This is a genomic window from Vulcanisaeta sp., from assembly GCF_049966235.1.
GTDB lineage: Archaea > Thermoproteota > Thermoprotei > Thermoproteales > Thermocladiaceae > Vulcanisaeta > Vulcanisaeta moutnovskia.
This window is the reverse complement of sequence record NZ_JBMFVA010000010.1, coordinates 1-25,715: the sequence shown is the minus strand read 5'-3', so window position 1 is coordinate 25,715 and position 25,715 is coordinate 1. Positions and strand designations below refer to the sequence as shown.

Sequence of the window (25,715 nt, the reverse complement as noted above, 5' to 3'; positions counted from 1 at the left end):
GCTAAGAATGAGACCCAACCCCGTGCTCTGTGTTGTATGGTAAACCAGGGATTTCACCGGCCCATTCTCCAACCGGCAACCCCCTGAACGCGCCCACCCCGACTTAGGGCCGCTCCCTCCCGGGCCTAACCCGGTTCGTCGGGTTCCGTAGCCGATCAACCCTACGGTTGACCGACTACGGCGTGGACGCCCCAGGGGACCGGCTATCATTGAGGTACCGGTGGTCCTTGGCTTACCATACAACACAGAGCACGGGTTTCGGCCTCCGAACCCATCGGCCTGGGTTTTGCCCAGGGGAGGACTGGGTAGGTCCTCCAGGCCTGGTCCCTGTCTTGTTTTTCTTAATGGGGAAATAAATTTTTTCATTGAATATGGGCGGTAGGTTTATTTTGCTGTTTTCGATAATTATTTTGATGAGTAGTTCTGTTGTTGATGAGTTTGTTAGGTCGTTAATTGGTGATGTTAGCGATAGTGCTGTTAAGGAGGTTATTAGGATTAGTTATGCCGTTGCTTCTTTTGTTATTTATGGTATGGCGTCATTAATAAGGGATGGAAAGGGATCTAGGTTTTCTCTTGTTGTTTCATTATCGAAGATATTTAACGCGAGTTTTATGAAGGATATTTTTGAGGTTCTTTTTGCCTCTCAGGGTGATGGTGATGATGTTATTGATGCTGCAGGTATCGTTTCTGAGACATATATGGTTAAGTTTATTTATGGTAATGAGAAAGACCAGGCAAGACCCAGTTTTCTGAAACCCGTTAAGGTTGATCATAGTGTTTATGCAGTTGTTTATAATGATGTTAGGGATTATATTGATGATTTTGAAGGTAAGAATAACGTGGCCTTTGGACTTATTGGTAATGTGATGTCCGTATTACTAACCACAGTAATCATAATGCTGATAATAGGGATGTGCCAGGGCATAAGGAGTGAGGGTTATCCTGACGGTATTAGGGACTTCCTAAATTACGCATTGACGCAGGGCACTCACATGGCCCTTTCTGAATTACTTAGTCATGGATAAGAATTTAACTGGGTATTAATCATGGTATTGCGTGGTTGATGAAGTTATTGAGGCTAGGGATTACGTAACTCAATTAATCAATAAGGGTTGGTTTAAGCATGCCGTTGGTGAACGTGGCGTTAAGCACATAATTACGTTACTAAGATTCGTTGATCTTAATTATAAAGGATGCTCTGTGAATCTTGACTTGGACTTCCTGGTTAATCTACTTGATGATTACTACAATACAGAGGGTAGGATTAGGTATTTCATTAGGGAGTTGATGAGGATTCGGGACTACGATGATGTAGCAAGGCAATTAATAAATGCCTACCCAGTACTACCGCCTGACCTTAGGGAGTTCCTTGATAAGGTGGCGAAATCACTACCCTCGGATGCTGCTCCAGGGACTTTAGTTGAGGAGGCAATAAATGAACTAATGAAGGAGTTAGAGAGTTTTAGGGAGAGATTGATTTCTATTATTAATGTTGCCAAGTCTCAATGCCCTAAAGCTTATAACCAAACCGCCTAATTAATTCTCTACGCTCCTTAATATCGGAATCACCCTCAACACTAAGTGGTGAGTGACCATCAACAACACCAACCACACCCCTCCTTTCAGGAGCTATCTCGGCAACAATAATAGAGAGAGGGTTTGCAGTGGCTGCGTATATATTCACGACCTCGACCACATGTTTCAATGCATTTAATACGTTTATTGGCCATGCGTTTCTTAGGTAGATCACGAACGTGTGACCAGCTGCGATCCTACCACATAAATCTATTGCTAACTTCCTTAATTCATCATCAGTACCTTCATGCCTAATTAACCTCTTACCAGAGGCTTCACAAAAGGCCAATCCAAACTTTATATTAGGTACCGAATTTACCAGGGCTTCATATACATCTTCAAGAGTCTTTATGAAGTGACTATGGCCAACAATTACATTTGTACCCTCCGGAATTGGTACGTCTATTACCTCAAACTTTATACCCTGAGACATTATGATTATTCAAGAGGATACGCTTTAAGCATTACCACCGTGTAGCTTCTCAATGATATAACCTAGCGTATCAAGCATTTCCCTAGGTGTGTAGCCCTTCTTAGTTCTTTTTAGATTTACCTTATTTTCGCCATATATTATCCTCACACTCCTCTTCGTAATGCTTATTGTTATGGTCTTCATTATATCTACATACGGCTCATAGGTAAACCTTTCACCAGAATATACATACCTGCCTAGGAACGTGTAATAATTGGTATCGGTCATCTTAATAACCTTACTAATAATGGGTGAGAAAGCAAATAGTAGTTTCCCGAATCTTTCATCATCAAGTCTCACGTAATCATGCTCATTAATCACTGCAGTTAACATTACACCATTTATTACCTGAGATACAAATAATCCCTTAGGACCTGTAATACTCAGTGCTCTAATACCATGCCCTTTGGTGAAGGACATTAAGCCCGTTAGAATTGCCATCGTCACTTAGCCTCTAGTGGTGTTCCATCCGCTGGACACTTATAGAACACCTTCTTGGCGCATGTTGGGCAGTATATTGCATGGCATTTGGGACATACGTAATAATCATCATACTTAAATATCTTCCTACCACACCTCCAGCACCTACCAATCACTAGGGTCTTAGATACGTACACAACTACGTTTGATCCTTAGTGCTTTTAAAGTCTTACGCCAATACGGGTATTTCCATGGCCATGAACATGAAAATTAGCGTTATTGGTATTGGTATTGTTAATTTTATTGTTGGACTTAGGGTTAAATTGCTCAATAGTGAGGTTAACAGTGCTATGGATAGGCTTATTATGTATGCCGTAAGTAATAAAGGCATTAGTATGGTGTTTACACTGGGTATTGATAGGCCAATTAATGTATAGGAGGCATTTCTTATGATGGAGCTTATGGTTAAAACCACAAACCTGCTTATATACGTAACTCCACCGAATATGAAAGGTAATGAAAAATTAAGTAACTGCAATGGTTTTGCGTTGTAATTAATGTTCGTGATTATGGTTTTTAAATCCAAAAACACCTCAACAAGCCTATCAAGGGCTCTTGATGGAGAACCAAGGTTAGCCACTTCCCTTAAGGCGCTAATTGCGAATTTTATGATCCATGGCTCATGAACATCAACATTATCATTCAATTGATTAATCCTTTGTAAATATGTAGTTAATGACCGTGGGTATGGATTATCTACCACCCTCTCAAACGCAGCGCCTATACTAACTCCTGCCTTAACTATTTCCGATATATCGCGCGTTAAGTCGGGTAATGCCATTATTGAGCTCTTAATGTCATTGATTCTACGCGTCACTAATATGGAAAAGAAAAGTGGCGGTATTACCAGGGACACTGCACCCCTAATTCCAAAATAAATAATGAACGGAACGGTAATAATTACCGATATGCCTAGAACAATGTATGTACTTTTATCATGATTGAGATCCATACGTATTATGTATGGTATTGATTGATGAACTCTCACTATAAGGGCAGGTAGTAATAATGCCATGGCCGGCATTATGTATAGTATTGCGTAGTTCATACCGAGTATTGTCGCAATAATTACGAAGAGTATTAATACGATTAATGATGATACTATTGCTATTACAACATCGATTATTTGCTTTGATAATGCTGACAATTTATTACTCAGTATTGATAAGTACGTGTTTTCAACACTCCTAACGTAAGTGTTTACATCACCACTATAACCCCACACAGATACATAACCGTTTATGAACCTCTGGAACTCAATACTCGGATGAAACCTAGCCCTTAATTGCATGGCGTTTGTTACTGAATTTGTAGTTAATGAGAAAACCTTAATTAATGACCACTCCCTGCCAATCCACTTAAGTCCAACCTTGTTGCTTATTTCAAAGGCATGCGTTATATTACCACCAATGTCGTGTATTATATCTAGCAGGACCACAAAGAATGGTAATTCCCACTCAACACCATCCTTAACAGCATCCACAGAGTAAGTGGCCCAAATAAGCATGAGTACTATGGGTAATGCTGGTATTGGTATTAAAATTAGTGATAGAAATAATGACTTAGTGACCATATAAATAATGAGTGGAGTCGGTATTAGTAAGTACGTAGTCTTTTCCGCAATTGACGACAATTCATTGGTATTCCATGAATATCCACCAACAAGAGCCATCCTATCCAGGTAATTCTTAATCACCTGTCTCAGTGTCCTCACATTATTAAAATCCTCAATACGTCTTATAAGGCACTATTTAATTAACTCTCGAATTACGTTAATAATTAACTGATTTACATTAACCTCGGTATACCTTGTTGGTATTGTGTTGGAGCACGTTATTGACGATACACCAGCCTCAAACATCCTTGAATCGGCCATGTTCAGTAATAGACAGTGCGTTGCGATTGCATGAACCCTAGTCACACCTAGAGACTTTAATATTTTTGTGGCCTCTATTATTGTGCCGCCAGTCGCTATTATATCATCTATTATAAAGACCTCCTTACCAGCAACATCGAGTTCCTTAGGCTTCATTGTGACCTCGCCTGTAACCCTATCACGGAACTTCTCAAGGTAACTAAATGGCGCCCCTAAATACTCACTAACCTTCTCAACTCTCCATAGGGAACCAATGTCAGGGCTTAGCAATACGGCATTGCTAATTCCCCTAAGTCTATCTGCATATAGTTTAAAGGGCTCGATATTAATGCATTGTGCATTATTAATCCTAAAGGCTTCGGGTTTATGAATATCCACGGTAATTATTGTTGAGGCGCCAAGTGATGATAACAATGAGAGAATGGTTTGTAGACTCACAGGTTCACCATCCCTAAATCTCCTATCTTGCCGTGAATATGGTAAGTAAGGTAGAACAACATGAATGCTCTTAATGCCCAAATCATGCGCTGCATGCATTGCGAGCATTACCTGGATTAACCTATTATTTTGCTCAGGATAAGCTCTCTGAATGAGTATTAAGCCGTCATATGTCGTAATATCAATGGGGTATCTAATGTATGATTCACCATCTGGGAATTGCTTTGTCTCAAGGGTCACGTGGATTAGCCCTAGGGCATTTGCTACATCATTACCCACGTCTGAGGACCACGGAAACGATGCAATTAGGTACTTCGCCACGGTTAATTAATTATTTACCTTCTTTTAAGAAATTTATCCTTATGGATCCTCAGGGGGCTGCACCTCATAAAGTCTCCTACCTCTCGATGTTTTCGGCGCTAACCAGTCAATGAGTCTCTTGGGATCGTTCGTTTCAACGATAAAGGTTATGGGCCCCAGTGGACTTTCGTTTTCCTCGGTAACGAAGGTGAGCATACCAGCGTATGCAGCCTGCTTATGTAAATGAAATACTACTCTATTGCCGTCAATTCCCTTCATTAGGACTGACCTAGCGCTGTCCTCAATACCCTGCTCCTTAATTAAATTATGCACCCTAACTAATGACTTAAAACCAATGCCTAAGGCAACGATGTACTTCTTTCCTTCACTTTCCTCAACCCTCAACTCATCATAAATAAACACATTACTCAATGCCCTCTTAACCTTATCCTCATCCTCCGTGGGCCTAACCTCAACCCAAACCTCGGTTCTCACGTTATGACTCAGTACTGAGGTATTTTAAGGATTAGGTGTCATGCACATTAATCTTTAAATATTCAGTTAAAGTTTGGGTTGCGTATGAAGACGCTGTTTTTTGAGGTACTTAATACATTGGTTAGGCTGACCCATTTTGAAACTGAAAGCGCCAGGCTAATTAGGGATGAATTAAACATAAGGATGTCACTTGATGAATTAGCAAGTCAATTCAGGAAGGAGTGGGAGGACAGGTATAATATGTTGATAAGTAAGGGTGTTTACAGGTCATTGAGACAATTAGCTAGGGAAACAATGATATCACTGCTAAGGAAATACTCGCTAAGCCTAAGTCCGGCTGAACTTGATTACTTTGGTAATGCAATATCATCGCTCATAGTTGAAACATCAGAGCTTTATCCTGATGTTATTGAGGCTATAAACGCGTTATCCCAGATGAGCATTTCAATGTATATACTCACGAACCTAGATAACGACGTAGCAAAGAAAATACTCCTTAGGAATAATTTGTTAAGGCATTTTAAGGGAGTTGTTAGTTCAGACTTAACAAAGGTTGGTAAACCTGCGATTAAGATATTTCAAGCAGCACTAAATAGGGCTGGTGTCCCGCCGAGTGACGCACTAATTGTGAGTGGCTTGGTTGAGGATGTTATTGGTGCTAAATTCCTTGACTTGAAGGTAGTGTTTGTGAGGAGAGTTGATGTGCAATTACCCGTTAAGCCATTTTATGAAATAAATACACTAACGCAATTACCAGAAATAATAAGTAAGCTTACCTAAATTAATGACCGCCCTTGGTCCTAACTACCTCATGCCTCCTTTTCTCAATCCTTTCCCTAGCCTTCTTCCTCCACTTATGTACATGAGTCTCCCTCAACCCAACACTCATTAAGCCCCTCATCTTACGACCCGCAGGTGTCAATGCCCTAAATACCCTGCCCTTCTTACGCTTTATCTTAATAGTCTTATGTAATGCAGGTTCTGGTGGTAATACCTCACCTCTAATGACCTTACCCAACCACTCCCTAAGTCTCTGAACATTAATATCCCAAACGGTATCCCTATTAGGATCAACCCTAATGCCTAGTAATCTAGCCTCACTTACCGTTAAACCAACAGCCCTAACCTCACCAATTGAGTAACCCCTACCAACCCTCCACTCACTACCTAAAACACTACCACCACTACTAATTAACCTGGGCTTCTTAACGAGTGGATCCGGCGGTGGTGATATGGACGGTTGTGTTGTTTGCGACATCTCGTACGCGTAACCAACACCCCCCTTTATAAGTATTAATGCCCTTCACGACATTACCTGAGAGAATACTTAATTAACACAGTAGCTCTAGATCTAGGTTGATGTATAGGTTGTTTACGTACATGGCCTTAATACGGTATGTGGAATTCATGCTTATAGTACTTGACCTTGCCTATTTAGGTATACTCAATCCACTGAATAAGTTCCTGATAGCAATACTGATGACCGCAATAGTGTATTCATTACTTGCCGTGTCGAGTTACTCCTTCGTAATAAATATGTGGATAGTATTACTATTAGTATTGGCGATGACCGGCGCAGATGCAACATTGCTTGTTTTAGCTGTGGCAACACCCCCAGTATCAGCCATTGGACTATACACGACTTGCTTCATAAACATTATACTTGATATATTAATAATTGTTATAGTTTTTGAATTAATAAGGAGATAATACAATGAGTTGAATAGGGATTACATAGAGCGTAAGGCGGGGAAGGCCGTGGAATTCCTGATGAAGGTATTCAGTGAGTATAGGAAGCCTGTCGGGAAGGCAATTAAGGAGTTTGGACCACCAGCCAGAGACCACCGCTGGTGCTGGGCTATGGTGATGTGGATATTGAGGAGAGGATGGTTAGGCTCATCATGGGTAAGTCGAAGCTTGAGTTGTGGGGCGGCATAATCGAGAGATTGGAGGGCCTTGGGTTTAGGAGGGTTGATGGAGGGTATGCAATTAGGTACGTGGTTAGGTCCTCTAAGGCCGTTGAGTTGGCTAAGAGAATGCTTGGCGACCTAGTGATTAAGGCGTTGATTGAGGACTTGGCTCAATTACCAGATGCAGAGAAGTTAAGGCGGTTGAACGAATTAATGAATATGAGGGTTAAACCGAGGGGTGGTTCAATGGTTGAGGTTGCGGGGGTAAGGATGAATGTTCACGTGAATAACAACGGCACGGTTGAGCTTAGGGCTTGGCTTAGGGACTATGGGGATGCCGTGAGGATTTTAGAGGTGCTTGAGGACGCAGGCTACGAGACTGGGCTGAGGCTTGATGGTGGCGATTTCGAAATCTATGTGGGCATGTACGAAATCGAGAAGGATAAAGAACTCACCGCCAAAGTCTGCGAAGCCCTGAAGAGAATGCACGAAGAGACAGTCAGCAAGGGTTAAGGAAAAGAGGGCAAGGGCGATAACAAAAGCAATGGCGAGACTAAACTGCCAAGACCCTCGCCCAGGGCCCGCTGGACCCAAATAAAATCCTAAAAATTAAGGAAATAAAATAATTTTTATGATGCCTTTAACGGGATAATCCCCCAATCGACCAACTACAACGGCCTCCACAAGAATTTTTACTTCAGAATTATTAATAATGCCCTCCTTATTAATAATCCTAATCATGTTACCATGAACCTCAACATCGATATTATCCGTTAATGGCTTAACATCAATTATCCTAATGTGAACCAATGATGGGTATATTGGTAGCATTAATTCACGAAATGCGGAAACCTTTATCTCTTTCCGAAGTATTCTTGAGATTGTGGCAATAATCCTATAATCATTAACTAACGCCGTAAATATGGAGAATCCGATAATCAATATTATTATTGATATTATTAAGTCAACAATCTCAAAGGCCATACTCCCTCACCGCATTCCTTATTTTACTCACGGACTCCCTAACGGTTTCTGGAACAACCTTAACATTGAAGAATAATGTCATGAAACTCACATCACCATTCCACCGAGGAACCACCTGAACATGTACATGCGGCGTTAACGATATCCCCACATTAAAGCCATGTGGATTATAAACCCTCCCTAGAATATTAATGAATCTCTTTGTTATCTCCATAAGCTCAATAAGTAGTGACTCACTAATTTCATTAATTGATTGATGCCTAATGGGTGCAATTATTAAATGGCCGTTATTAAATGGATGTGGGTTATGAAGAACTATTATTCTTTCATTTTTCATTATTATCAATTCCTCATTACCCATTAAATCACATATTTCGCAATTCACTAAAATCCCAGGAGGAATAGGAGGATTAATAATTTTTAAGGCTTTTAGCCTTACTTTATTGGTATTTTGATATTCAATTCCCTTGCCAACTCCTTATACCTATTCCTAACCGTAACCTCCGTGACCTGGGCGGCCATGGCGACCTCCTTCTGTGTCCTGACCTCACCCCTTAGCAAGGATGCTATGTAGACCGCAGCGGCAGCGAGCCCAGCTGGGTCCTTACCCGCCGTTAAGCCCTTCCTCTTAGCCTGCTCGAGAATATTAAGCGCCTCCTTAAGTATCTCGCCACTAAGTTTCAACTGTTCGACAATCCTAGGCACATAGAGCTTGGGGTCACTAAGTGGCAACCTAACACCCAACTCCCTAGCAATAAGCCTAAAGCATCTAGCAACCTCCTTCCTACTCGCCCTAGTGTATTGACTAATCTCATCAAGACTCCTGGGCATTCCAATCTTCCTACAGGCCATGTGCAGGCATGCAGCGACAATAGCCTCAACGCTCCTACCCCTGACCAAGCCCTTCGTTAATACTTGTTCATAGACACCCATAGCCTCATCAACGCATGCCTTAGGAATACCTAGCTGAGAGGATATCCTGCTCAACTCATTCATTGCCTGTATTATGTTACGCTCATAGCTCGTCTGAACCCTAACCCTCTGCTGCCACTTCCTATACTTCAAAATCTCAAGCTTCCTCTTAATATCAAGCTCCTTACCACTTGCATCCTTGGTTGCCCAATCAATCGTCGTAGTTAAAGCCTCGCTGGTTAATCTATTAAGTGGACCACCAGCCCTTGCCCTTGTTTCCTTCTCCTCAGCCGTGAATGCCCTCCACTCAGGCCTTAGGTCAATAACGTGTTCAAGAACCACTGAACCACATTTAGCACAAATTACTTGACCATTTTCGTAATCGAAGATGAACGTTGTTGATCCACAGTATGGACACACAAGCTTTTCCTCACCCTCGGATTTGAATTCTATAATTTTACCTGATACTTTCAACTTACTTAATAAATTAGATCCACCCTGCTGATCCTTCCTTTCCTGTTCGGGGTTAGACATAAATATCCCCTATTAAAGCTTTTCGCGTATTGTTTAATTATTTATAAACCTTTCTCTCCATAAAAAGTTATTTATAGCCTTCACGAAGTAACCTCCTAATTCTGGCTAACAAACCATATACCTGCAACTCACCGCTAGACCCCCTAAGTAACCTATAATGATGCTCACCAACTATGTAGATAGCCTTGGGCTTTAGTTCCTCAGGGACCTTTAACTGCGAGGTCGCAGAGGCAACTTCCCTATGGGCTATCTTAATTATATCAAGCGGGTCGGCACCCTCATCCCTTATCAACGACATCGCTTCCTTAACGGCTTTACTGAAATCACCGATAACAGCCTCCGTTATTATTGCCCTAACCCTTGTTGGACTGACCTTACCCAACGCCTTATAAACCGCTTCCTCATCAACTACGCCACCTAACGAAGCCGCTGCCTGTAGTGTGTTTATTGCTTTTCTCATGTCTCCCTGGCTTATGTCCCAGATGGCCTCGAGGGCCTCATCAGTAACCTTAACACCCTCCCTCGAAGCAATATCCCTAAGCCTACCAAGAACAGCATCCTTAGGCAAAGGAGAAAACCTGAATAAGGAGCACCTTGATTGAATTGGTTCGATAATTCCAGATGAGTAATTTGCCAATAAAATGAACCTAACAGATGATGTATACATCTCCATTATCCTCCTAAGGGCTTGCTGAGCGTCTGGCGTCATGTTATCAGCCTCATCAAGTATTATCAACCTAAAGGGAGCTTTCACAGTAGGTATTGTTTTTGCGAATTCCTTAACCTTCTCCCTAATCATTGCAATACCTCTCTCGTCGCTTGCGTTTAGTTCAAGGACATTCTCACGCCAAGCATCACCATAGAGCTCACGGGCTATTGCGAGAGCCATCGTAGTCTTACCAGTACCAGGAGGACCAAAGAACAGCAGGTGAGGTATATTACCATTGGCAAGCATCTCCTTTACTCTAGCTTTAACGTGGTCCTGGTCAATAATGTCATCAATCCTCGAAGGACGATACTTCTCAACCCATAGAGTCTCTTCAGAGGACATTATATTAATCCTTACTTCTTTCCTTAAATAAATTCCTTTGCAGCGTCTGAGACAACGTATTTATTATCCTTAAGTAAGACATATCCCAATCTATTTAGTATTGTTAGTAATTCATATTCCCTATCACTGAGTTTATCAATTTCATTAATCGATATTGGTAATTTACTTAGTAATCTTCTAATGATCTCCTTTGTCGTGACTATCTCCCTATTGGCTGTCTCATCTCTAAGTAGGATAACTCTTCCATTATCTATCAACCTCTTAAGAAGTCTCTTGGATATCACGTCCCTAGTCTCAAGGAATAAATTATCATCTATTGCCCTAAGTAAACCTCCACCTACCTGCTTTGTTTCCGGTGATGACCGAGACTCCCTAACCCCCTGACCACGCAACTCCCTTATCTCCTCCCTAATTAGGTCTAGTTCTCCCTCAATCGATGCAAGACGCTCAAGAACCTCCTTAAGCAGTTTAACACATTCGTTACATGATGAACTCATTACTATAACCACCTAGATCTAATTAATAAGGGCTTTATTTTATAATGATGAGTGTATCTCCACAATATCACCATCAGCAAGAACGTAATTAATACCGACCCTCTTAACACCCAGTGGAAACCTATCAATTCTCCAAACCCTGGCATACCTAAATCCCTCATAAAACCTGCTATGAATCCTCTTGGCTAAATCACCAACAGTAGAACCCCTCTTAAGAACAAAGGGTTTTGGTGAGTATGTATCTGCATCAGGTTCCTTCGTATAAATTCTTATTAAGTCCATGATCTTCAATAACGACTCACCAAGAGCCCTAGAATCAATGGCACAGTTCTTAAGTGACGTCGTTAGTACCGTCACCTCACCACTTAACTTCGCGGTAATGCTCTTTACATAATCATTATCTGCCAGGTCTATCTTATTTATCAATACGAGCGAGGGCTTATACACTATTTCCTTAAATATTGATTCCTCAACATCATCTAGCGTGGCCTCACCATTTATCGTAACCAACGCATTATTTATGCCATAATTAACCAGTAACTTCTTAACGTCCTCTGCAGTACCATTAATCAACCTACCAATAACCTGAACACCGCCTGTTGGCTTTCTCTCTATTGTAACAAATCCCCTGGGCCTAATTATGTATATGCCGTTCTCCCTTAGGATGCTCTTCAAGGCATTGTACTGAACCTCAACATCGCCACTTGCGTCAAGAACCACTATTGCACTATCCGCATTCCTAATCATTGACAGCGCCATGGAATTCACATCAGAATCTACATCCTCAATATTCATTGATGGTAACTTCACCAATTGGAAGTATACATTGTCATGAATAAACATGCCAGGTATCGGCTCAAGAGATGAGAATGGTACATCATCGGGTTCAACCTTAACGTTCGTTAAGCACCTCAATAGGCTTGATTTGCCTGATGATGGTGGACCAACAATCACAACCTGGGCATCACCCTCCTTCTCAACATAGATATTAACCCCACTACCTGATCTCAATGATCTCTCCTTGACCTTCCTCTCCTCTATTTCCCTTCTTAACTGAGCCATCCTCCTCCTGGCCCAGTGAACCAGGTTCTCCGTACCCTTATGTTTAGGCACAGCACTAAGGAACTCCTCAAGCGCCTTCAGCTTCTCCTCAGGTGTCTTGGCCTCCATGACCTTCTCCCACTTCTTCCCAGCCTCAGGTGGTAAGTTAGCAGGCATTACTAGTAATTACCTAGGAAACTATGAGTTAAATAAATTATTTAAACGTCACTAAACATCCTCAATGCCCTTATCCGTGATCCTAAACATGGCGCTGGCCTTGAATGGTAGTCTCGGTGAGTCCAGGACCTCCATCACCTTGACATCCTCCTTTGACTTCCTGAGAAAAAGCCTATGAGTAACAGCGTGGGCAAGCACATTACCGCCAGCCGGTCTCTTAATCTCTATGTAGCCCATGGGTACGTCGAGTACTTGATTCGTGAGAACAACGTAAACATTATACAACTTAGCAATCCTCATCAGCCAATCAAGGATATAATTAAGCCTCTGCTGCCTCTCGGCAAGTCTCTCCCTACCCTTAAACTCAGCCCTGTAAAGGGCTATTATTGAATCAACAACTATAAGCCTAGCATTAGCCTGTTCCACGAGCTTAACAACATCGAACTTAATCCTATCCTCCAGATCCGCGGCATTAATAACCTTGATAACGTATATGTTATCTAAGGTCTCATTGGGGTCCAGGTCAAACCTCTGGGCAATATTAATAATCCTACCTGGTGAGAATGCCTCCTCAGTATCTAAGTAAACGGCCGCACCACCAACACCACCCTTATCCTGACTTAGCTGAACAGTCACTGATAATTGATGACAAAGCTGAGTCTTACCTGTGCCGAACTCACCAGCGAACTCATAGATAGCCTTAGGCTCTAAACCACCCTGCAGTAATTCGTCAATGGCCCTAACATTAGTTCTCAACCTGGTAATACCCTCAAAGCTCTTGGCAATATCAGTAGCCCTTGAAACCCTATTACTACCGAAGACAATATCCCTCGCAGACCTCAGTATTTTCTCAACCCTATCAGGGGTCATGTCTGTCAATTCAATTAGCTCCTCAGGGTTAAAGAGAGCCAGATGCCTCACACTAAGTATTCCCTTGGACTTCAGCAATTGCGCTGTCTTGGGTCCAATACCCTCCAAATCCTCTAAATCCACGCTATTCTGAACCATGCCTCCTCAATAACATAATTCATTGCCAATAATAAATAGGTATTTGTTAAGAATTAAAAATCAAGGTATTTTAACTGAGATTTGTGACAAGCATCGTTAGTCTAATTGGTGATTTATTCCTGGTAGTATTTCCAATAACCATGTTTATTGGTTATATCACTAGGAATAGAATAAAACACCTCCGAATTGGTAATTACCTGCAGTATGTTGTTATGGCCTTAATATTCACCATGGCCTTTTGGGCGGGCAACATCGTAGCCAGTAACTACGTTTTTTACATAATAATTTACTCAATAATTTACGCACTATTCTCCATAGTAACAAGCCTGGTCTTTACCATACCCATTGGTCTTATTTTCAATTCAAGACATGCCCTAGAAATACGTGTGAATAATGATGGCAAAACAGGTATGAGGTTACCATTAATATTATTAACAATTCTAATCATTGGATGGTTACTTGGTTATTACGTGAGGTACAAATCAATTAATTACTATATTAATTACTTAATTACACTTGAGCTACTTATATTGATCCTGGTGATAGGCCTTGACATTGGTTCCTCAATAAACACATCACTCCTTATGCAGGGTTACCTAGGCATAATAATTGCCATAACATCATTACTGGGAAGCTCCATAAGTGGCTTAATACTGCATTATTTAATTAAAATACCGTTAACGGCGTCCCTGGGGATATCGATGGGTATGGGCTGGTACTCATTGGTTGGGCCACTCCTTAGCGTTAAGTTCGGGCCAGCAATTGGCACACTGGCATTCCTAACCAACTTCCTCAGGGAGCAACTAACATACCTACTGGTGCCTTCAATAGTTGTTGCTGGTTTTAGGAATGTAACCCTTGTATCGATTGGCGGCGCTACGTCAATGGACGACACATTACCAATTTATAGGCTTTACATGGGTGAGACGGGCGGTTTTATAGCGTTTGTGAACGGTTTCGTAATAACAATGATACTCCCGGAATTACTGCCGTACGTTATCACACTTTAGGGATTACCTACCCTCATCAATATTTATTATGTCCTTAATCATACTAACCTCCTCCTCCGTAGCTCCAAGTCTCCCCATACCCATATCAACAAGTAGTCTCGCTAATATTATTGCCGTATCTCTAATTGATATTATGCCAACTATCTTTCCATCTTCATCGACTATTGGCAAATGCCTAATACCATGTTTAGCCATTATATGCACGGCCTTTATTAAACTGGCATCCTGCTCAATAACTATTACATCCTTAGTCATAACATCACCAACAGTCAACGTACTAATGTCAATATTACTTGCAACAAGCCTTAATAGGTCCCTCTCGGTAAATACCCCAATGACCCTGCCCTCCTCATCAGTTATTATTATTGAACCAATATTCCTCTCATTCATTATCCTAATTACACTAATTAATGGCTCGTCATCCCTCACGGTTACGGGAACCTCCTTCATCACGTCCCTAACACGCGGTATTGCCATGCATAAGTAAGTGCCTTAGGACCTATATATACTTTTTAGACTATGAAGAGCTTAACCCACCTTAACCCAAGCGTGAATGGTGTGAATAACACACCAGCGCCACTGAAGAATTTCGTATACATCTCATAGAAGTGAAGCCTCAGGCTTTGTACGAAGGCTACGAATCCCTCACCAAGTATTATTATCAAGTTGAATATTATCAGCACGGCTAAGCCGGCCGGCGTGAACAAACCCAGCGATACAGCCCAGGCATAGGTCATTGCCGTAAATACCGCATGCATAATCGCCACTATGCTCAATCTCATAAAGGATATCGTATTGGTTAAACTTGGTATTGCTGCCTCGGCGCTAACCTCAACGGCTAACTGAGCGGCACTAAACCCTGGAACACCCCTGTACTTAGCCCTGAAGTAAAATAGCGAGAACATTAGTATTGCAAGCACGGCAAATGCGGCATACGCCCAATACCACATTAAACCCTCTATTGCATTAAACAATGGATACAGGGGCTTTAATAATGGTGTCTTCTCACCAATCCTTATGACAGGTACGAATCCAGGACCCATTAAGGCGAGCACTAGGAATGTGAAGAAGAAGAATAATGGTACATAAAAGCCTATGGCTAGATCCCTCTCACCACCCCTATGTGCATTAATGGCCTTAAGAATGAAGGCTAATAATAATGATACTATACCAACCATTATCGATACAGCCAGCATTGCATATATTGAGTTGGAAAGTACCTCCAGCGCTGTGCCACTAACGTGAACTAGCCTGAAGAGTGCCGGTAATACCTCTATACCAAATATTGTGCCACTCTCCACAAACGTGAATATTATGGACCATATACCAGCCATCAAGAACACCAAGCCCCACATTGAGTACTTACCGCCAAATATCGACCGTAGAAAGGCATTGGATCCCTTATAACGAGACCTATACAGGGAATAACCGAATAGGGATAGTACTATGCCGTGACCCAGGTCTGGGTACATCCAGCCGTAGAATGCTGGAAATAGTATGAATGTAAGTATTATTGGGCTTATCTCGATGTACTTCGGTACACCGTACATATACGTTATTTTCTTAAACGCATCAACGGGTTTTGGATACTCCTCGAGCGTCGGAGCCTTCTCTGGTTCTATTTCCTTAACATAGGCAACCTTGCTTTCCTTCCTAACCTTAGCATCAATGGCTAATTTACTTAATAGTGATGTTAGCAAGATATCAAACTTACTTGAGAGGCTTTCCTTAACGTAGCCAGCTATCGTTATGACATCACCACTGACCTTATTAATACCCTCAACACCGTATGTGGAGACCTCATTAAACTCCTTCACGAATTCCTCATACTCCTTCTCTAGGTCCTTAAGCCTAGACCTTAGGTCTGTTAATTCCCTACCTGTTAATTCATACGCCGACTTAATATTGGTTAAGTAATCCCTACTTATTTCATAAACCTCCTTTCCAAGTGACCTTACGTCTAAACCCTCAGGAGGCTCTACTAATGTGAGTATTGATAGGTCTGTACCCTCAACATCACGCTTAATGTACATTAATCCCTTAATAGTATCCTCATTTACACCACCTCTAATCATGAATACCCTAATCCTTAACCTACTAAGGCCTTCAAAGGAAATACCTGTCTTCTTCATATAACCTAAGGCTTCATGAACAACCTCCAACTCCCTAATCCTATTCCTGGTATCGTTTACAGAATTCATAATTTGTAACAACCTATCACCGATATCCTTACCCTCAGGAATTGCCGAGTCCATGTATTGCCTAACTATGTTCGTTATTGTGTCTGAAAGATCAATAATTGCATAGGCCCTATCACTAACCTTGGTCAGGAAGTCCCGAAATTCCTGCTCAAGCTTTCCCAACCTACCCTCTAACTCCGCCAACTTACTCTTCATGGAATTCAAATCAATGGTACTGGGTACCTCAAGTGGAGTTGCATTGAATAGTTTATACGTGTTTAATAAGCCCTGCCTAGCCCACTCTGGGTATATCACCAATGCGTAAAACCTTTCTTGAACCTTTATTGGCAACGTCTCTGCGCCGTGGTTAATGACCGCGTTCCTGAATTCATTGAAATCCTCCTCACTTATTGGCACAATATCGACCGAGAAATGCCTTAATTTCTCAATGACGATATCACCAACTGATGATAAAACATCTACAATGCCCCTCAATCTCATGTACTCATTTCTAATGCCCTCAATAGAATCTAGGTACTGCCTTACCCTGGTGAGTAGGTCCTCACCATCCTCAATTATGTACTCAAGAAGTTCATTAAATAGACCGATCTTCACTTCGTGAGGGGTTACAGGCGGTGGTATTGAGTACTGACTTAATATCCTGTTTAACTCCCTGGAAATATCCTCAACCCTCCTAATCCTCTCTGAGTATTTACCGGGTACCTTAGGCGCTGGTATTACCCCGGGCCTAGTTATTGGCATGAAGTAACCAGCATCACCAATATTCATCAGTAGATCGAAGGCGTACTCTGATGGTAATGCAATCTTATACTCAATAAGTCTCGCTATTGGCATTCGAAAGACAAAGGTTAATTGTAGAATTTAAGCATTATTCCTCCAGAGACCTGGTGACGATTACCCACGAAAGTAGCATTTAAAAATTCTGAGTTTTGATAGTAACGTGTCGACGCAGATAAGGACCATTAAGGCCAGGATATACTCAATAAGGAGGGGTTCCATTGGCTACTCAAGGGATGCAATAATCATAGTACCTGGCATCGAGACCGCGATAGATGCGGCCAAGTTCATAAATGCCAAGGTTATTTGGAAATCAAGGACGGGTATTGAGACAATAGGCAATGTGCTTAGGGTGTGGGGTAAGCACGGTCAATTACTTGTTAGGTTTAGGCGAGGATTGCCTGGACAAGCCCTAGGTGATACTGTGGATTTGATACTTAATAGGTAATGGCAATAAATCACGCTGACTTGCAAGGCGGCTTCGTCGGATCAACTATCCTATATCCAAATAACAGGCACATGCCAGTATTCGCTCCATAGTAAACGCATTCCCTGCAATCGTTAGGCCTACCCACAACTATCTTAACACCACTTGGTAATGGAGTTTGGAGCGTAGGTAATGATGGTAATTGAGGCCTCTCGCTAACTGTTGTCTCCACCTGCCTTAATGGCTGTACTTCTATCGCCTCCGTTGTCTGTGGCTTAGTCTCTACCTGTGGAGGCGGAGGCGGTGGAGGCTGAATTGGGGGTGGGGGTGGTGTGCTTGGTGGTTGTGGTGGGGGTGGAGGCGCCACCTGTGCTGGTTGTGGTTGTGGCGGTGCTTGTGGTGGTGATAGGGCGGTCATTACCTCATCCATCACTGTCTGCTTAACGGTATCTGGTGGTGGTAGTTGGCCTTCGTATATCTTCTTACCATTGATTATTAATGCGGGTAGTGATGTCACGCCATCCTGCTTCATTGACTTGACTAGATATATTAGGTTCTGCGGTACCTGGCTTTCGGGCATACTTAATGCATTGAGGGCTGCATCGACAGCCTCAGGCTTTATCCTAATGAATGTGGCATTAACATTTCTCTCACTCCCCTTAAACTTCTCCCTAATCTCCGAAACAACGTTTCTAATAACGTTTTCGTAGTTCTCATCCCTACCGACAACCATATAAAACTTAATCATGACCGGCATATACCTCAATTCTTGATATAAGCCGATATTAATAAATCTTTAGTGTCTAAAATAACATTAATCAGATTAACCACTCGTTACTACTGATATTTTTACACTATTCTTTAATAACCTATTAAGGTAAAGCTTACGCTCGATTGCATTACCATCAGGACGCAATTCATATATTATTTGAGTCTCAAATGCCTTAATACTCATGGGATTGCATATCTTTAGGGATTCGCAAAGCTCCTTAATGAAGCCCTCATTATCAAGTGGCTTACTCACCCTTTGATAATAATTCTCCGCCATCTCCACAACCTTCTGTGGAAGTAGTATTGATGCTTTCCCTGATTCAACGATGTACAACCCATGATAACCAAGCACCATATCCCTCCTAACCCAATCAATACTGACATCCGTTAGGGGGGATACGATTGTGATCTCGAGCACGCAATTCTTAAATTCAGCAATGGATATTGGTGAGAATCTCGGGTCGTAAAATGCAGCGTGCGTTGCGGCTGTCATGGAATCCTCGAGAAGATTCTTTATAGGCCTTATTGTTCCCATGCTCCCCCTGAGAACCCTCTTGATCATGCCATCTGAGTACATAAGTTTCTCTATTGATACGAAGACCCCGAACTTAAGCTCCGCAATCTTAACCAAGTGCGTTGGATCAATATCATACTCAGCCTTAACACCGAGTCTCTCAAGAATCCTAGACCTCAGGTACTTAATGAGGCTTGTGTACTCCTGCTCATTAAGCGGCCTGAATAATTGCATGCGTATAATGCTATAAGTAATGATTTATATGCAGTGCCCTCCCTGATTATTCACGAATTATTAGTAAATTATTGCCAACACAGGAGGTACTGAGCGTACCTAAGACGCCACGTGCAACCTCTAATTCCTTATTTATACGTGCATGGTGACTACCGACCCAATAAACCTTACCACAACCAGTACAAAGCCAGAATTCATTATTCCTAAGTAATACGCTACTTGGTACCTTACCAATAACCGAATCCCTACTGACCCTAACAAGCCCTGAGCCACAGATGGGGCATAGGCTTTTCTCCATGTTTAGCATTAATGGAAAACCAAGAACCAATGATAAGACGGACAACCACTCAACATGCCTAGGCGTACTCAGTAGAAGGCTTAATCGTGACCTCTTCCTAAATAATTCCCTATCCTTAGTAACTAATAAATGATTTACATTAAGTAACTCATTATCACTAAAGTTCGGACTATAGATCACCCTAACACCCAACATCCTCAACCACCTAACAAGCCAACCAAGCATTGAATCGACAAAAACCTCATCATCACTTATGGGCAGGGAAACACAGGTATTAACTCGGGCAATCTCCAAGGCAGATCACTTCACCAAACTCTCTAATTTGTCCCACGGCATTGGACTGCTCTCGTAAAAACCCTCAATAATCGATGGACCCGGCACCACATCCACAACATTACTCAAGTTAATTACCTTGGTAAATCCAGGCACCTTACTCTTAAACCAATTATAAATCTCCTTACTAATATTGACCTTATCCCTCGACCCAGGCCTTAATACGGCATAGTAATTAGTCAGAGAACTAACCATGCTTAATGGTGCCGTGATCAACCTAATCAGGGAAGCATCACTAAGGTTATCTATCCTCACGCCAACCCCAAGCCTAAGTTCAACATTTCTAATCCAACCCCGTGTCCCATAGATCATGAAACTACCCTTACCAAGGTATTCACCAGACGGGGCCTTCTTGGTCACCTGCTCACCCCTAACATAGAATACATCGAGTACTGACAAACCCATGACCCAAGCCCTTGAATAGGCTGCAGCGTACTGCGCCGCCTCGTAAATATCACTATTACTGGCATTATCACTAGGGTTCGAGAGCCGAATAACCACAACCGCAGCACCTGGTATGTCGGCGTGTACGAATATGTCCCAAGGCCTTAAATAATGCCTCACGATTACCTCATTCTGCGCAGCATCCCTACCTGCTATCACCAGCTTACCGCCACTGGTTATGAACCACCTAAACCTTTCAAACCACTCCCTAGCACCATAAATCACACGAATAGACCCCTCCCTAATACTCTCAATTACCTTCTCTCCCTCAGCCCTAAGTTCCTCAATACGCGCCCTAAGTTGGCTCATCACCTCCTCTGCGCTTTTGGCCTTGCGCTCAAGCTCCTTAGCCCTATTGAAGAGATTATTAATTACATCACCAACATCGGTATTCAATGGTATTGACACCGTAATACCATTAATATCAAGAAGCACTACCTTACTTCTCGGATCAAAGCCCTTAACCCTAATTCCCTGGTATTCCATACCCTTGATCAACTCCTGGAACTCATCCTTATACGATGACCAATAATTCCTAAGCACATTAAGTAACTCCTCAATTACGTACTTCCAATTAAGTACTGTCTCCGCCTTAATCCTCAACTCCTCAGAACCCTTCCTAAAACCCTCAATACTCATCATTAATTCATCAATACTCTTCTCAAGTCTCATAATCTCACCAGTAATACTGGCAAGTTTTTTCTCAGACTCCTCCCTAACCTCAATCTCATGGAAATACTCATCAACAGCCTCATTAAATCTCCTAAACTGCTTAATGTTATCGTACTTAATTGATAGGTACTTAATTGGAGTTACTGTTATTGGTGCACCATTACTATAATAAATGGTGGGCTCCAATTCCCCCCTGCCTACGGTATTTACCATGGACCTAATTACTGAGATAACACTATCTAAATTAATGGAATTAACGGGTAATGCACAATCAATCAATGCCCTAGTGCATACCTCATTGGCGATTTCACCACCTAAACCTAAGCCTCTGGCAATTGCCTTACCTATAGTATCATAGCCCTGTAAGGCCTTAACCACACTTTCACGATCATCAGTGGGCTTGACAAAGCTTTGGGGCGGTGGCTTATACTCAAGGCCAATATTTATCACTCTATCCCTACTTCTATATGCCCTTAAGACCCATCTAATTACGTTATCATTACTCATGTAAATGGCGTTCCAGGGCTCCAGTAATTCAATTACCAGATAACCGTCACTAAACACTAACTTAACAATCCTATCAAAATTCAATAACTCAATGCTCCTTAGCCTCATTCCCTCAATCAACCTCCTAAGCGGTGTTACTCCCTCGGCTCCATGCTCAAGGACGTAACTCGTCAATCCAAACCTATGGGAGTTGGCTATTACGAAGTACTTCTCAGACTCCTTCCTAAACCTAAGTAGTAATGAGTTACTCATGGTATAAACCTTATCAATTATTGAATCCCTTAACTCAGTAAGTTCAATTGAGATTGCTAATAGGTCCAGGACATTTAATGACCTCTTCTGATTAGGCATTTACCTTAAGTTTTAAGGAGAGTAGGCATTTAAAAACGATTTACTTCTTCGTAGTGGTCGGCTCTCCCTGTTCCCTTAGTAGTGTGGTTAATTCATTAATTGATTCCTTCAGGGACCTTATCTCCCTTATTAACTCATCAATACCCTCAAACTCAACCTTAAACCTAATACCTCCTGATTGCTCGTAATCCTCATTACTCTCACTAACGCGTTTCCTAACCCTACTTCTTCCATCACCATCCTCATCGCCAGTCAACTCCTGAAGAAGCTCCTCAAGATCCACCTTCCTTTTCCTGCCAAACATATCAATTAGGAAATCTCAAGTAGATTAATAAGGCACTATGATAATTCAGTAATTATGATTGGTATAATCTATGACAATGCATACCTGGAACATAAACCCCCAAGAAGCCACATTGAGAACCCAAGTAGGATTATGACAATCATTAAATCAATAAGCGGTACTGTAACTATGGAGAAGCCCATTAATGATGTTAATGAGTGGTTACTTAAGGTTCATGACCAGGATTACGTGAGGCGAATTGATGAGGCTTGTGATATGGGTTACGTATTCATAGATGCGGATACATACGTTAGCCCAGGTACCTGCAAGGCTGCGAGACTTGCTGTAGGCGCTGTCTTAAAGGGGGTTGATAAGGTGCTAAGTGGTGAGTGGGGTACTGCTTATGCGGTTGTTAGGCCGCCTGGCCATCATGTCGGTCGTAGTGGTAGGGCATTAATGGCACCCACCCAGGGCTTCTGCATATTCAATAATGTAGCCGTCGGTGCCGTTTATGCCTTGGAGCACGGTTTTAATAAGGTGGTTATACTTGATGTTGATGTTCATCATGGAAATGGCACGCAGGAAATATTCTATGAGGATCCAAGGGTTTTGTACGTAAGTCTTCATCAGGACCCATTAACTATTTATCCAGGTACTGGATTCATTGATGATGTTGGTGAGGGGGAGGGCGAGGGTTTTAACGTTAATGTTCCATTACCGCCATTTACGGCGGATGATGCCTACATGAATGCCCTAGATAGGGTTGTATGGCCGATAATTGAGGAGTTCAGGCCGCAATTGATCCTGGTTTCCCTGGGCTTTGATGCGCACATGCTTGATAGTATAGCTAACCTGAGACTGTCCCTTAATACGTATGCCTATGTATTTAGGAGATTGAGGAATATGATTGGTAAAGTTAGGGGTGTTGTCTTCGTGCTTGAAGGTGGTTATAATAGTGATACCCTAAGCAGGGGTTCAAGGCTTTTAATTGATATCATGAGTAATAGGGACGTGGAGATTGATGAGGGGGTGACACAGACTGAGCCAAGGATTATGGCCCGTGTGAACTCCGTTATTAAGGATGTGATCAATACCCAGAGAAATTACTGGCACCTGGCTTAAATGACCTAAATACTTATAATTTACCATAGTTAATGCGTACCTGCGTGATGATGCTGGGCTTGATGATCAGTGATTTAGGTTAATAGCGCTGATCCTAAATCTTTGGCTAATTATTGTGAGTTAGTGATTTATTTCCCTGCACAATGTAAATAACGTGGTGAGGTCTCAATACCTATTAATGATTATGGCGCTTGCCATACTTATGGGTATTGCCTCGGTTTTGTATGCTCAGCAAGTTCAATTACCCATATACATACCTGCCGTCAACGTAAGCATAACCGCATTATCAGCAAACGGCATGCCACTAACGAAGTATGCTACCGTCGGCTTATCATGCGCAGGGTACAATGTAAGTAATATAGGCCTTATGAGCACTGTGATACCAATACCGAGTACAGGCTCAATAACCTGCAGAGCCTATGCCTACTCCTTTGGTGTTTATTCAAGTAAGACCATAGTACTCACCGCAAACGAGAGTGGGGAAGCAATATCAGTGACCTTGGTAGTACCGATCAGTGGTTACTACGTACCAGGCATAGGCTTCATACCAATAGGCACTTTGATAGCAATTGCCGTGGTAATCATAATAGTCATAATACTAATAGTCATCGGCTTAATTGAATATGCTAGGTGGAGGAGAGAAAGACTGGCGAGACTTATAAGGCCACCTAAGTAGGGTTAAGTGACCACTTAGGATGATCTGCGGCATTATATTGAGTGGCGGTTTATCGCGGAGATTTCAGGTACGTGGTGAACCATGGATTGATAAGGCCCTGTATATGGTGGGTAACGAACCAATGATAAGACTCATCTATAACGCCTTGTCACAAATAACCAGTAAAGTTATCATAGCAGTGAACGAGGTTGATAGAGCCTTGAAATATAGATCGATAATACCAAGCGCCGAGTATGTCATTGATGATGAGAAATTCAAGGGACCACTCGCGGGTATTTACTCAGCACTTAATAAGTGTGGTGAGGAGTACGCCGTGGTTGTTCCCAACGACATGCCTTACATAACGCCAAAAGCCCTCGAACCATTAATAAGCGAACTAGGAAATTTTGATGCTACTACCTATGTATACCCAAATGGACATTTAGAGAATGCATTAATGGCGGTCAGGAGAACCGTAACTCTCCAATACATGGACTTACTTGTTAATTACGGTAGATCGAAAATCTTCGACTTAATCAGGGGATTACCAAAGGTACTATTCCTAGATCCATTGATACATGAAATTGAGTTGAAGAATCTCGTAAACGTGAATACACGTAGTGACTTAACGGGCACTTCCATGAGAATTAGCGGGCAGGTAATTAAGAGCGATATTTCAATAATTAGGGAGTACGTAATTAATGACGTAGTGGGTAAAGACCTTAATAAGATAATAGGCTCGCTCTGGTATACATTAATTACAAGTGATCCCTGGCCCGAGTTCAGGCTATATGCTGAGGCAGGTCTTCACTTCCTGGCTGCTCATGTACTGCTTGACTCAGTTAATGAGAATGTTAAGCAGCTCGGTAGGCGCATATTGACCTCATTCGGTGTTGATAAGGCATGAATGTAATAATCATGGCCGGCGGCGCAGGAACTAGACTCTCTAACCCCAATAAGCCGTTGATTGAGGTATGTGGTAAGCCGATTATGATACGCGTCATTGAGGCTGTTAAGGACTTAGGCACTGTATACATTGCAACCACAATTAGGCACCCATCCATTATAGAGTTTGCGAGAGATCAAGGCTATAAAGCCCTAATAACAAGCGGTGAGGGTTACCCTGAGGACTTCCTGGAAGCCCTAAGTAAGGTAGGTGTACCTGCCCTCATAGTTCCTGCTGATATGCCATTTCTAAGTAAGCAGTTTGTTAGGAAGTTCTTGATTATGGCTGCGTATGTCATGGCACCAATGATAACACTCATGTATAGGAAGGGTGAAACACTAGGATTTACGGGAATAAGCCTTGTAAGGAGAATAAAGCTAGACCAAGGCATTATCCCGTGGGTATCACTAGTAATACCAT

Annotated in this window: 33 protein-coding genes and 1 other RNA gene; 12 read left to right on the top strand and 22 right to left on the bottom strand. The window is 42.1% G+C overall.

Annotated elements, in window-relative coordinates; translation table 11 throughout:
• Window positions 1–7: 7 nt before the first annotated feature.
• Window positions 8–330: signal recognition particle sRNA (ffs, locus tag ACP5L5_RS07160), an RNA gene on the bottom strand.
• A gap of 83 nt (window positions 331–413) precedes the next feature.
• Between ffs and ACP5L5_RS07155 the strand changes: the two genes are divergently transcribed.
• Both ACP5L5_RS07155 and ACP5L5_RS07150 read left to right on the top strand, forming a co-directional pair.
• Window positions 414–1,025, top strand: a complete 612-nt coding sequence (locus tag ACP5L5_RS07155; protein WP_428762663.1) for a hypothetical protein — start codon at window positions 414–416, stop codon at window positions 1,023–1,025.
• 31 nt (window positions 1,026–1,056) lie between these two features.
• Window positions 1,057–1,536, top strand: coding sequence for a hypothetical protein (locus ACP5L5_RS07150; RefSeq protein WP_428762661.1), 480 nt, complete (start codon window positions 1,057–1,059; stop codon window positions 1,534–1,536).
• Here ACP5L5_RS07150 and ACP5L5_RS07145 read toward each other — a convergent pair.
• From ACP5L5_RS07145 to ACP5L5_RS07120, 6 genes are read right to left on the bottom strand one after another with little or no spacing between them, the layout of a single operon-like run.
• Complete coding sequence (locus ACP5L5_RS07145; RefSeq protein ID WP_428762659.1) at window positions 1,511–2,008, bottom strand: adenosine-specific kinase; 498 nt, start codon at window positions 2,006–2,008, stop codon at window positions 1,511–1,513. The two genes, ACP5L5_RS07150 and ACP5L5_RS07145, sit on opposite strands and share 26 nt — an antisense overlap.
• 24 nt (window positions 2,009–2,032) lie before the next feature.
• Entirely contained in the window at window positions 2,033–2,488 is a 456-nt protein-coding gene (locus ACP5L5_RS07140; protein WP_428762657.1) for a hypothetical protein, read from the bottom strand.
• A gap of 2 nt (window positions 2,489–2,490) precedes the next feature.
• Window positions 2,491–2,664, bottom strand: a complete 174-nt coding sequence (locus tag ACP5L5_RS07135; RefSeq protein ID WP_013605116.1) for a hypothetical protein — start codon at window positions 2,662–2,664, stop codon at window positions 2,491–2,493.
• A 32-nt stretch (window positions 2,665–2,696) separates the two neighbouring features.
• Window positions 2,697–4,241, bottom strand: a complete 1,545-nt coding sequence (locus tag ACP5L5_RS07130; protein ID WP_428762655.1) for a type II secretion protein F — start codon at window positions 4,239–4,241, stop codon at window positions 2,697–2,699.
• 33 nt (window positions 4,242–4,274) lie between these two features.
• On the bottom strand, window positions 4,275–5,162 hold the full coding sequence (gene prs / locus ACP5L5_RS07125; RefSeq protein ID WP_428762653.1) for a ribose-phosphate diphosphokinase: 888 nt from the start codon (window positions 5,160–5,162) through the stop codon (window positions 4,275–4,277).
• A gap of 39 nt (window positions 5,163–5,201) precedes the next feature.
• Window positions 5,202–5,636: an RNA-binding domain-containing protein gene (locus ACP5L5_RS07120; protein WP_428762652.1), complete on the bottom strand. Its 435-nt coding sequence runs from the start codon at window positions 5,634–5,636 to the stop codon at window positions 5,202–5,204.
• Between the two features lie 84 nt (window positions 5,637–5,720).
• On the opposite strand from ACP5L5_RS07120, the gene ACP5L5_RS07115 reads away from it, so the two are divergent.
• The gene (locus tag ACP5L5_RS07115) at window positions 5,721–6,416 is read left to right on the top strand and encodes an HAD family hydrolase (protein WP_428762650.1); all 696 of its coding nucleotides are present in this window, start codon (window positions 5,721–5,723) and stop codon (window positions 6,414–6,416) included.
• Between the two features lies 1 nt (window position 6,417).
• Here ACP5L5_RS07115 and ACP5L5_RS07110 read toward each other — a convergent pair whose 3' ends face one another.
• The gene (locus tag ACP5L5_RS07110; protein ID WP_428762648.1) at window positions 6,418–6,894 is read right to left on the bottom strand and encodes a ribosomal protein L13e; all 477 of its coding nucleotides are present in this window, start codon (window positions 6,892–6,894) and stop codon (window positions 6,418–6,420) included.
• A gap of 101 nt (window positions 6,895–6,995) precedes the next feature.
• Between ACP5L5_RS07110 and ACP5L5_RS07105 the strand changes: the two genes are divergently transcribed.
• The 3 genes from ACP5L5_RS07105 to ACP5L5_RS07095 are packed head-to-tail and all read left to right on the top strand — an operon-like array spanning window position 6,996 to window position 8,059.
• A complete protein-coding gene (locus ACP5L5_RS07105) occupies window positions 6,996–7,346 on the top strand; it encodes a hypothetical protein (protein ID WP_013605110.1) in 351 nt (116 codons plus the stop codon).
• Between the two features lie 9 nt (window positions 7,347–7,355).
• Window positions 7,356–7,574 carry a hypothetical protein gene (locus ACP5L5_RS07100; RefSeq protein WP_428762646.1) on the top strand — a complete coding sequence of 73 codons (219 nt, stop codon included), beginning with the start codon at window positions 7,356–7,358 and terminating at the stop codon, window positions 7,572–7,574.
• Window positions 7,505–8,059 (top strand): hypothetical protein, encoded by a 555-nt coding sequence (locus ACP5L5_RS07095; protein ID WP_428762644.1) that lies wholly within the window; start codon window positions 7,505–7,507, stop codon window positions 8,057–8,059. The genes ACP5L5_RS07100 and ACP5L5_RS07095 overlap by 70 nt, the downstream gene beginning before the upstream one ends.
• Window positions 8,060–8,155: 96 nt before the next feature.
• Here ACP5L5_RS07095 and ACP5L5_RS07090 read toward each other — a convergent pair whose 3' ends face one another.
• The 7 genes from ACP5L5_RS07090 to radA all read right to left on the bottom strand — a co-directional run bounded on the left by ACP5L5_RS07090 (window position 8,156) and on the right by radA (window position 13,750).
• Window positions 8,156–8,530, bottom strand: coding sequence for a hypothetical protein (locus ACP5L5_RS07090; RefSeq protein ID WP_013605107.1), 375 nt, complete (start codon window positions 8,528–8,530; stop codon window positions 8,156–8,158).
• The gene (locus ACP5L5_RS07085; RefSeq protein ID WP_237699635.1) at window positions 8,520–8,915 is read right to left on the bottom strand and encodes an HIT family protein; all 396 of its coding nucleotides are present in this window, start codon (window positions 8,913–8,915) and stop codon (window positions 8,520–8,522) included. The genes ACP5L5_RS07090 and ACP5L5_RS07085 overlap by 11 nt, the downstream gene beginning before the upstream one ends.
• Before the next feature lie 50 nt (window positions 8,916–8,965).
• Window positions 8,966–9,976: a transcription initiation factor IIB gene (locus tag ACP5L5_RS07080; protein WP_013605105.1), complete on the bottom strand. Its 1,011-nt coding sequence runs from the start codon at window positions 9,974–9,976 to the stop codon at window positions 8,966–8,968.
• 67 nt (window positions 9,977–10,043) lie between these two features.
• Entirely contained in the window at window positions 10,044–11,027 is a 984-nt protein-coding gene (locus ACP5L5_RS07075; RefSeq protein WP_013605104.1) for a replication factor C small subunit, read from the bottom strand.
• Between the two features lie 23 nt (window positions 11,028–11,050).
• Entirely contained in the window at window positions 11,051–11,524 is a 474-nt protein-coding gene (locus tag ACP5L5_RS07070) for a hypothetical protein (RefSeq protein WP_428762641.1), read from the bottom strand.
• Window positions 11,525–11,563: 39 nt separating this feature from the next.
• Window positions 11,564–12,742, bottom strand: a complete 1,179-nt coding sequence (locus ACP5L5_RS07065; protein WP_428762639.1) for an OBG GTPase family GTP-binding protein — start codon at window positions 12,740–12,742, stop codon at window positions 11,564–11,566.
• A gap of 51 nt (window positions 12,743–12,793) precedes the next feature.
• Window positions 12,794–13,750, bottom strand: coding sequence for a DNA repair and recombination protein RadA (gene radA / locus ACP5L5_RS07060; protein WP_428762637.1), 957 nt, complete (start codon window positions 13,748–13,750; stop codon window positions 12,794–12,796).
• Window positions 13,751–13,833: 83 nt separating this feature from the next.
• On the opposite strand from radA, the gene ACP5L5_RS07055 reads away from it, so the two are divergent.
• Window positions 13,834–14,760 (top strand): lysine exporter LysO family protein, encoded by a 927-nt coding sequence (locus ACP5L5_RS07055; protein ID WP_428762635.1) that lies wholly within the window; start codon window positions 13,834–13,836, stop codon window positions 14,758–14,760.
• Window positions 14,761–14,763: 3 nt separating this feature from the next.
• On the opposite strand, the gene ACP5L5_RS07050 is transcribed toward ACP5L5_RS07055, so the two are convergent.
• A complete protein-coding gene (locus ACP5L5_RS07050; protein WP_013605098.1) occupies window positions 14,764–15,237 on the bottom strand; it encodes a CBS domain-containing protein in 474 nt (157 codons plus the stop codon).
• Window positions 15,238–15,272: 35 nt separating this feature from the next.
• Window positions 15,273–17,795, bottom strand: coding sequence for a V-type ATPase 116kDa subunit family protein (locus ACP5L5_RS07045; protein WP_428762633.1), 2,523 nt, complete (start codon window positions 17,793–17,795; stop codon window positions 15,273–15,275).
• 106 nt (window positions 17,796–17,901) lie between these two features.
• Here ACP5L5_RS07045 and ACP5L5_RS07040 point away from each other — a divergent pair, with 106 nt between their 5' ends.
• Window positions 17,902–18,186: a 50S ribosomal protein L35ae gene (locus ACP5L5_RS07040; RefSeq protein ID WP_428762632.1), complete on the top strand. Its 285-nt coding sequence runs from the start codon at window positions 17,902–17,904 to the stop codon at window positions 18,184–18,186.
• Between the two features lie 10 nt (window positions 18,187–18,196).
• Here ACP5L5_RS07040 and ACP5L5_RS07035 read toward each other — a convergent pair whose 3' ends face one another.
• From ACP5L5_RS07035 to ACP5L5_RS07015, 5 genes are all read right to left on the bottom strand, one after another.
• Complete coding sequence (locus ACP5L5_RS07035) at window positions 18,197–18,922, bottom strand: hypothetical protein (protein WP_428762630.1); 726 nt, start codon at window positions 18,920–18,922, stop codon at window positions 18,197–18,199.
• Window positions 18,923–18,988: 66 nt separating this feature from the next.
• Window positions 18,989–19,684: an AMMECR1 domain-containing protein gene (locus ACP5L5_RS07030; RefSeq protein ID WP_013605094.1), complete on the bottom strand. Its 696-nt coding sequence runs from the start codon at window positions 19,682–19,684 to the stop codon at window positions 18,989–18,991.
• Between the two features lie 46 nt (window positions 19,685–19,730).
• Window positions 19,731–20,276, bottom strand: coding sequence for a Mut7-C RNAse domain-containing protein (locus ACP5L5_RS07025; RefSeq protein WP_428762628.1), 546 nt, complete (start codon window positions 20,274–20,276; stop codon window positions 19,731–19,733).
• A gap of 6 nt (window positions 20,277–20,282) precedes the next feature.
• Complete coding sequence (gene rqcH / locus ACP5L5_RS07020; protein WP_428762626.1) at window positions 20,283–22,289, bottom strand: ribosome rescue protein RqcH; 2,007 nt, start codon at window positions 22,287–22,289, stop codon at window positions 20,283–20,285.
• Between the two features lie 40 nt (window positions 22,290–22,329).
• Window positions 22,330–22,593, bottom strand: coding sequence for a hypothetical protein (locus ACP5L5_RS07015; RefSeq protein ID WP_428762624.1), 264 nt, complete (start codon window positions 22,591–22,593; stop codon window positions 22,330–22,332).
• 54 nt (window positions 22,594–22,647) lie between these two features.
• On the opposite strand from ACP5L5_RS07015, the gene ACP5L5_RS07010 reads away from it, so the two are divergent.
• The 4 genes from ACP5L5_RS07010 to ACP5L5_RS06995 all read left to right on the top strand — a co-directional run.
• Entirely contained in the window at window positions 22,648–23,694 is a 1,047-nt protein-coding gene (locus tag ACP5L5_RS07010; RefSeq protein WP_428762623.1) for a histone deacetylase family protein, read from the top strand.
• Window positions 23,695–23,851: 157 nt separating this feature from the next.
• Entirely contained in the window at window positions 23,852–24,370 is a 519-nt protein-coding gene (locus tag ACP5L5_RS07005; RefSeq protein WP_428762621.1) for a hypothetical protein, read from the top strand.
• A gap of 19 nt (window positions 24,371–24,389) precedes the next feature.
• Window positions 24,390–25,256 carry a molybdenum cofactor guanylyltransferase gene (gene mobA / locus ACP5L5_RS07000; protein ID WP_428762619.1) on the top strand — a complete coding sequence of 289 codons (867 nt, stop codon included), beginning with the start codon at window positions 24,390–24,392 and terminating at the stop codon, window positions 25,254–25,256.
• Window positions 25,253–25,715: NTP transferase domain-containing protein (locus ACP5L5_RS06995; protein ID WP_428762617.1), on the top strand; the 463-nt coding region annotated here is incomplete at its 3' end. The genes mobA and ACP5L5_RS06995, both read left to right, overlap by 4 nt.

Bases quoted from the DNA above. Each gene is read 5' to 3' on its own strand.
- ACP5L5_RS07155 (WP_428762663.1), top strand. From the start codon at position 414: ATGAGTAGTTCTGTTGTTGATGAGTTTGTTAGGTCGTTAATTGGTGAT.
- ACP5L5_RS07145 (WP_428762659.1), bottom strand. From the start codon at position 2,008: ATGTCTCAGGGTATAAAGTTTGAGGTAATAGACGTACCAATTCCGGAG.
- ACP5L5_RS07140 (WP_428762657.1), bottom strand. From the start codon at position 2,488: ATGGCAATTCTAACGGGCTTAATGTCCTTCACCAAAGGGCATGGTATT.
- ACP5L5_RS07115 (WP_428762650.1), top strand. From the start codon at position 5,721: ATGAAGACGCTGTTTTTTGAGGTACTTAATACATTGGTTAGGCTGACC.
- ACP5L5_RS07110 (WP_428762648.1), bottom strand. From the start codon at position 6,894: ATGTCGCAAACAACACAACCGTCCATATCACCACCGCCGGATCCACTC.
- ACP5L5_RS07105 (WP_013605110.1), top strand. From the start codon at position 6,996: ATGTATAGGTTGTTTACGTACATGGCCTTAATACGGTATGTGGAATTC.
- ACP5L5_RS07090 (WP_013605107.1), bottom strand. From the start codon at position 8,530: ATGGCCTTTGAGATTGTTGACTTAATAATATCAATAATAATATTGATT.
- ACP5L5_RS07080 (WP_013605105.1), bottom strand. From the start codon at position 9,976: ATGTCTAACCCCGAACAGGAAAGGAAGGATCAGCAGGGTGGATCTAAT.
- ACP5L5_RS07075 (WP_013605104.1), bottom strand. From the start codon at position 11,027: ATGTCCTCTGAAGAGACTCTATGGGTTGAGAAGTATCGTCCTTCGAGG.
- ACP5L5_RS07070 (WP_428762641.1), bottom strand. From the start codon at position 11,524: ATGAGTTCATCATGTAACGAATGTGTTAAACTGCTTAAGGAGGTTCTT.
- ACP5L5_RS07065 (WP_428762639.1), bottom strand. From the start codon at position 12,742: ATGCCTGCTAACTTACCACCTGAGGCTGGGAAGAAGTGGGAGAAGGTC.
- radA (WP_428762637.1), bottom strand. From the start codon at position 13,750: ATGGTTCAGAATAGCGTGGATTTAGAGGATTTGGAGGGTATTGGACCC.
- ACP5L5_RS07050 (WP_013605098.1), bottom strand. From the start codon at position 15,237: ATGGCAATACCGCGTGTTAGGGACGTGATGAAGGAGGTTCCCGTAACC.
- ACP5L5_RS07045 (WP_428762633.1), bottom strand. From the start codon at position 17,795: ATGCCAATAGCGAGACTTATTGAGTATAAGATTGCATTACCATCAGAG.
- ACP5L5_RS07035 (WP_428762630.1), bottom strand. From the start codon at position 18,922: ATGCCGGTCATGATTAAGTTTTATATGGTTGTCGGTAGGGATGAGAAC.
- ACP5L5_RS07030 (WP_013605094.1), bottom strand. From the start codon at position 19,684: ATGCAATTATTCAGGCCGCTTAATGAGCAGGAGTACACAAGCCTCATT.
- rqcH (WP_428762626.1), bottom strand. From the start codon at position 22,289: ATGCCTAATCAGAAGAGGTCATTAAATGTCCTGGACCTATTAGCAATC.
- ACP5L5_RS07015 (WP_428762624.1), bottom strand. From the start codon at position 22,593: ATGTTTGGCAGGAAAAGGAAGGTGGATCTTGAGGAGCTTCTTCAGGAG.
- ACP5L5_RS07010 (WP_428762623.1), top strand. From the start codon at position 22,648: ATGATTGGTATAATCTATGACAATGCATACCTGGAACATAAACCCCCA.
- mobA (WP_428762619.1), top strand. From the start codon at position 24,390: ATGATCTGCGGCATTATATTGAGTGGCGGTTTATCGCGGAGATTTCAG.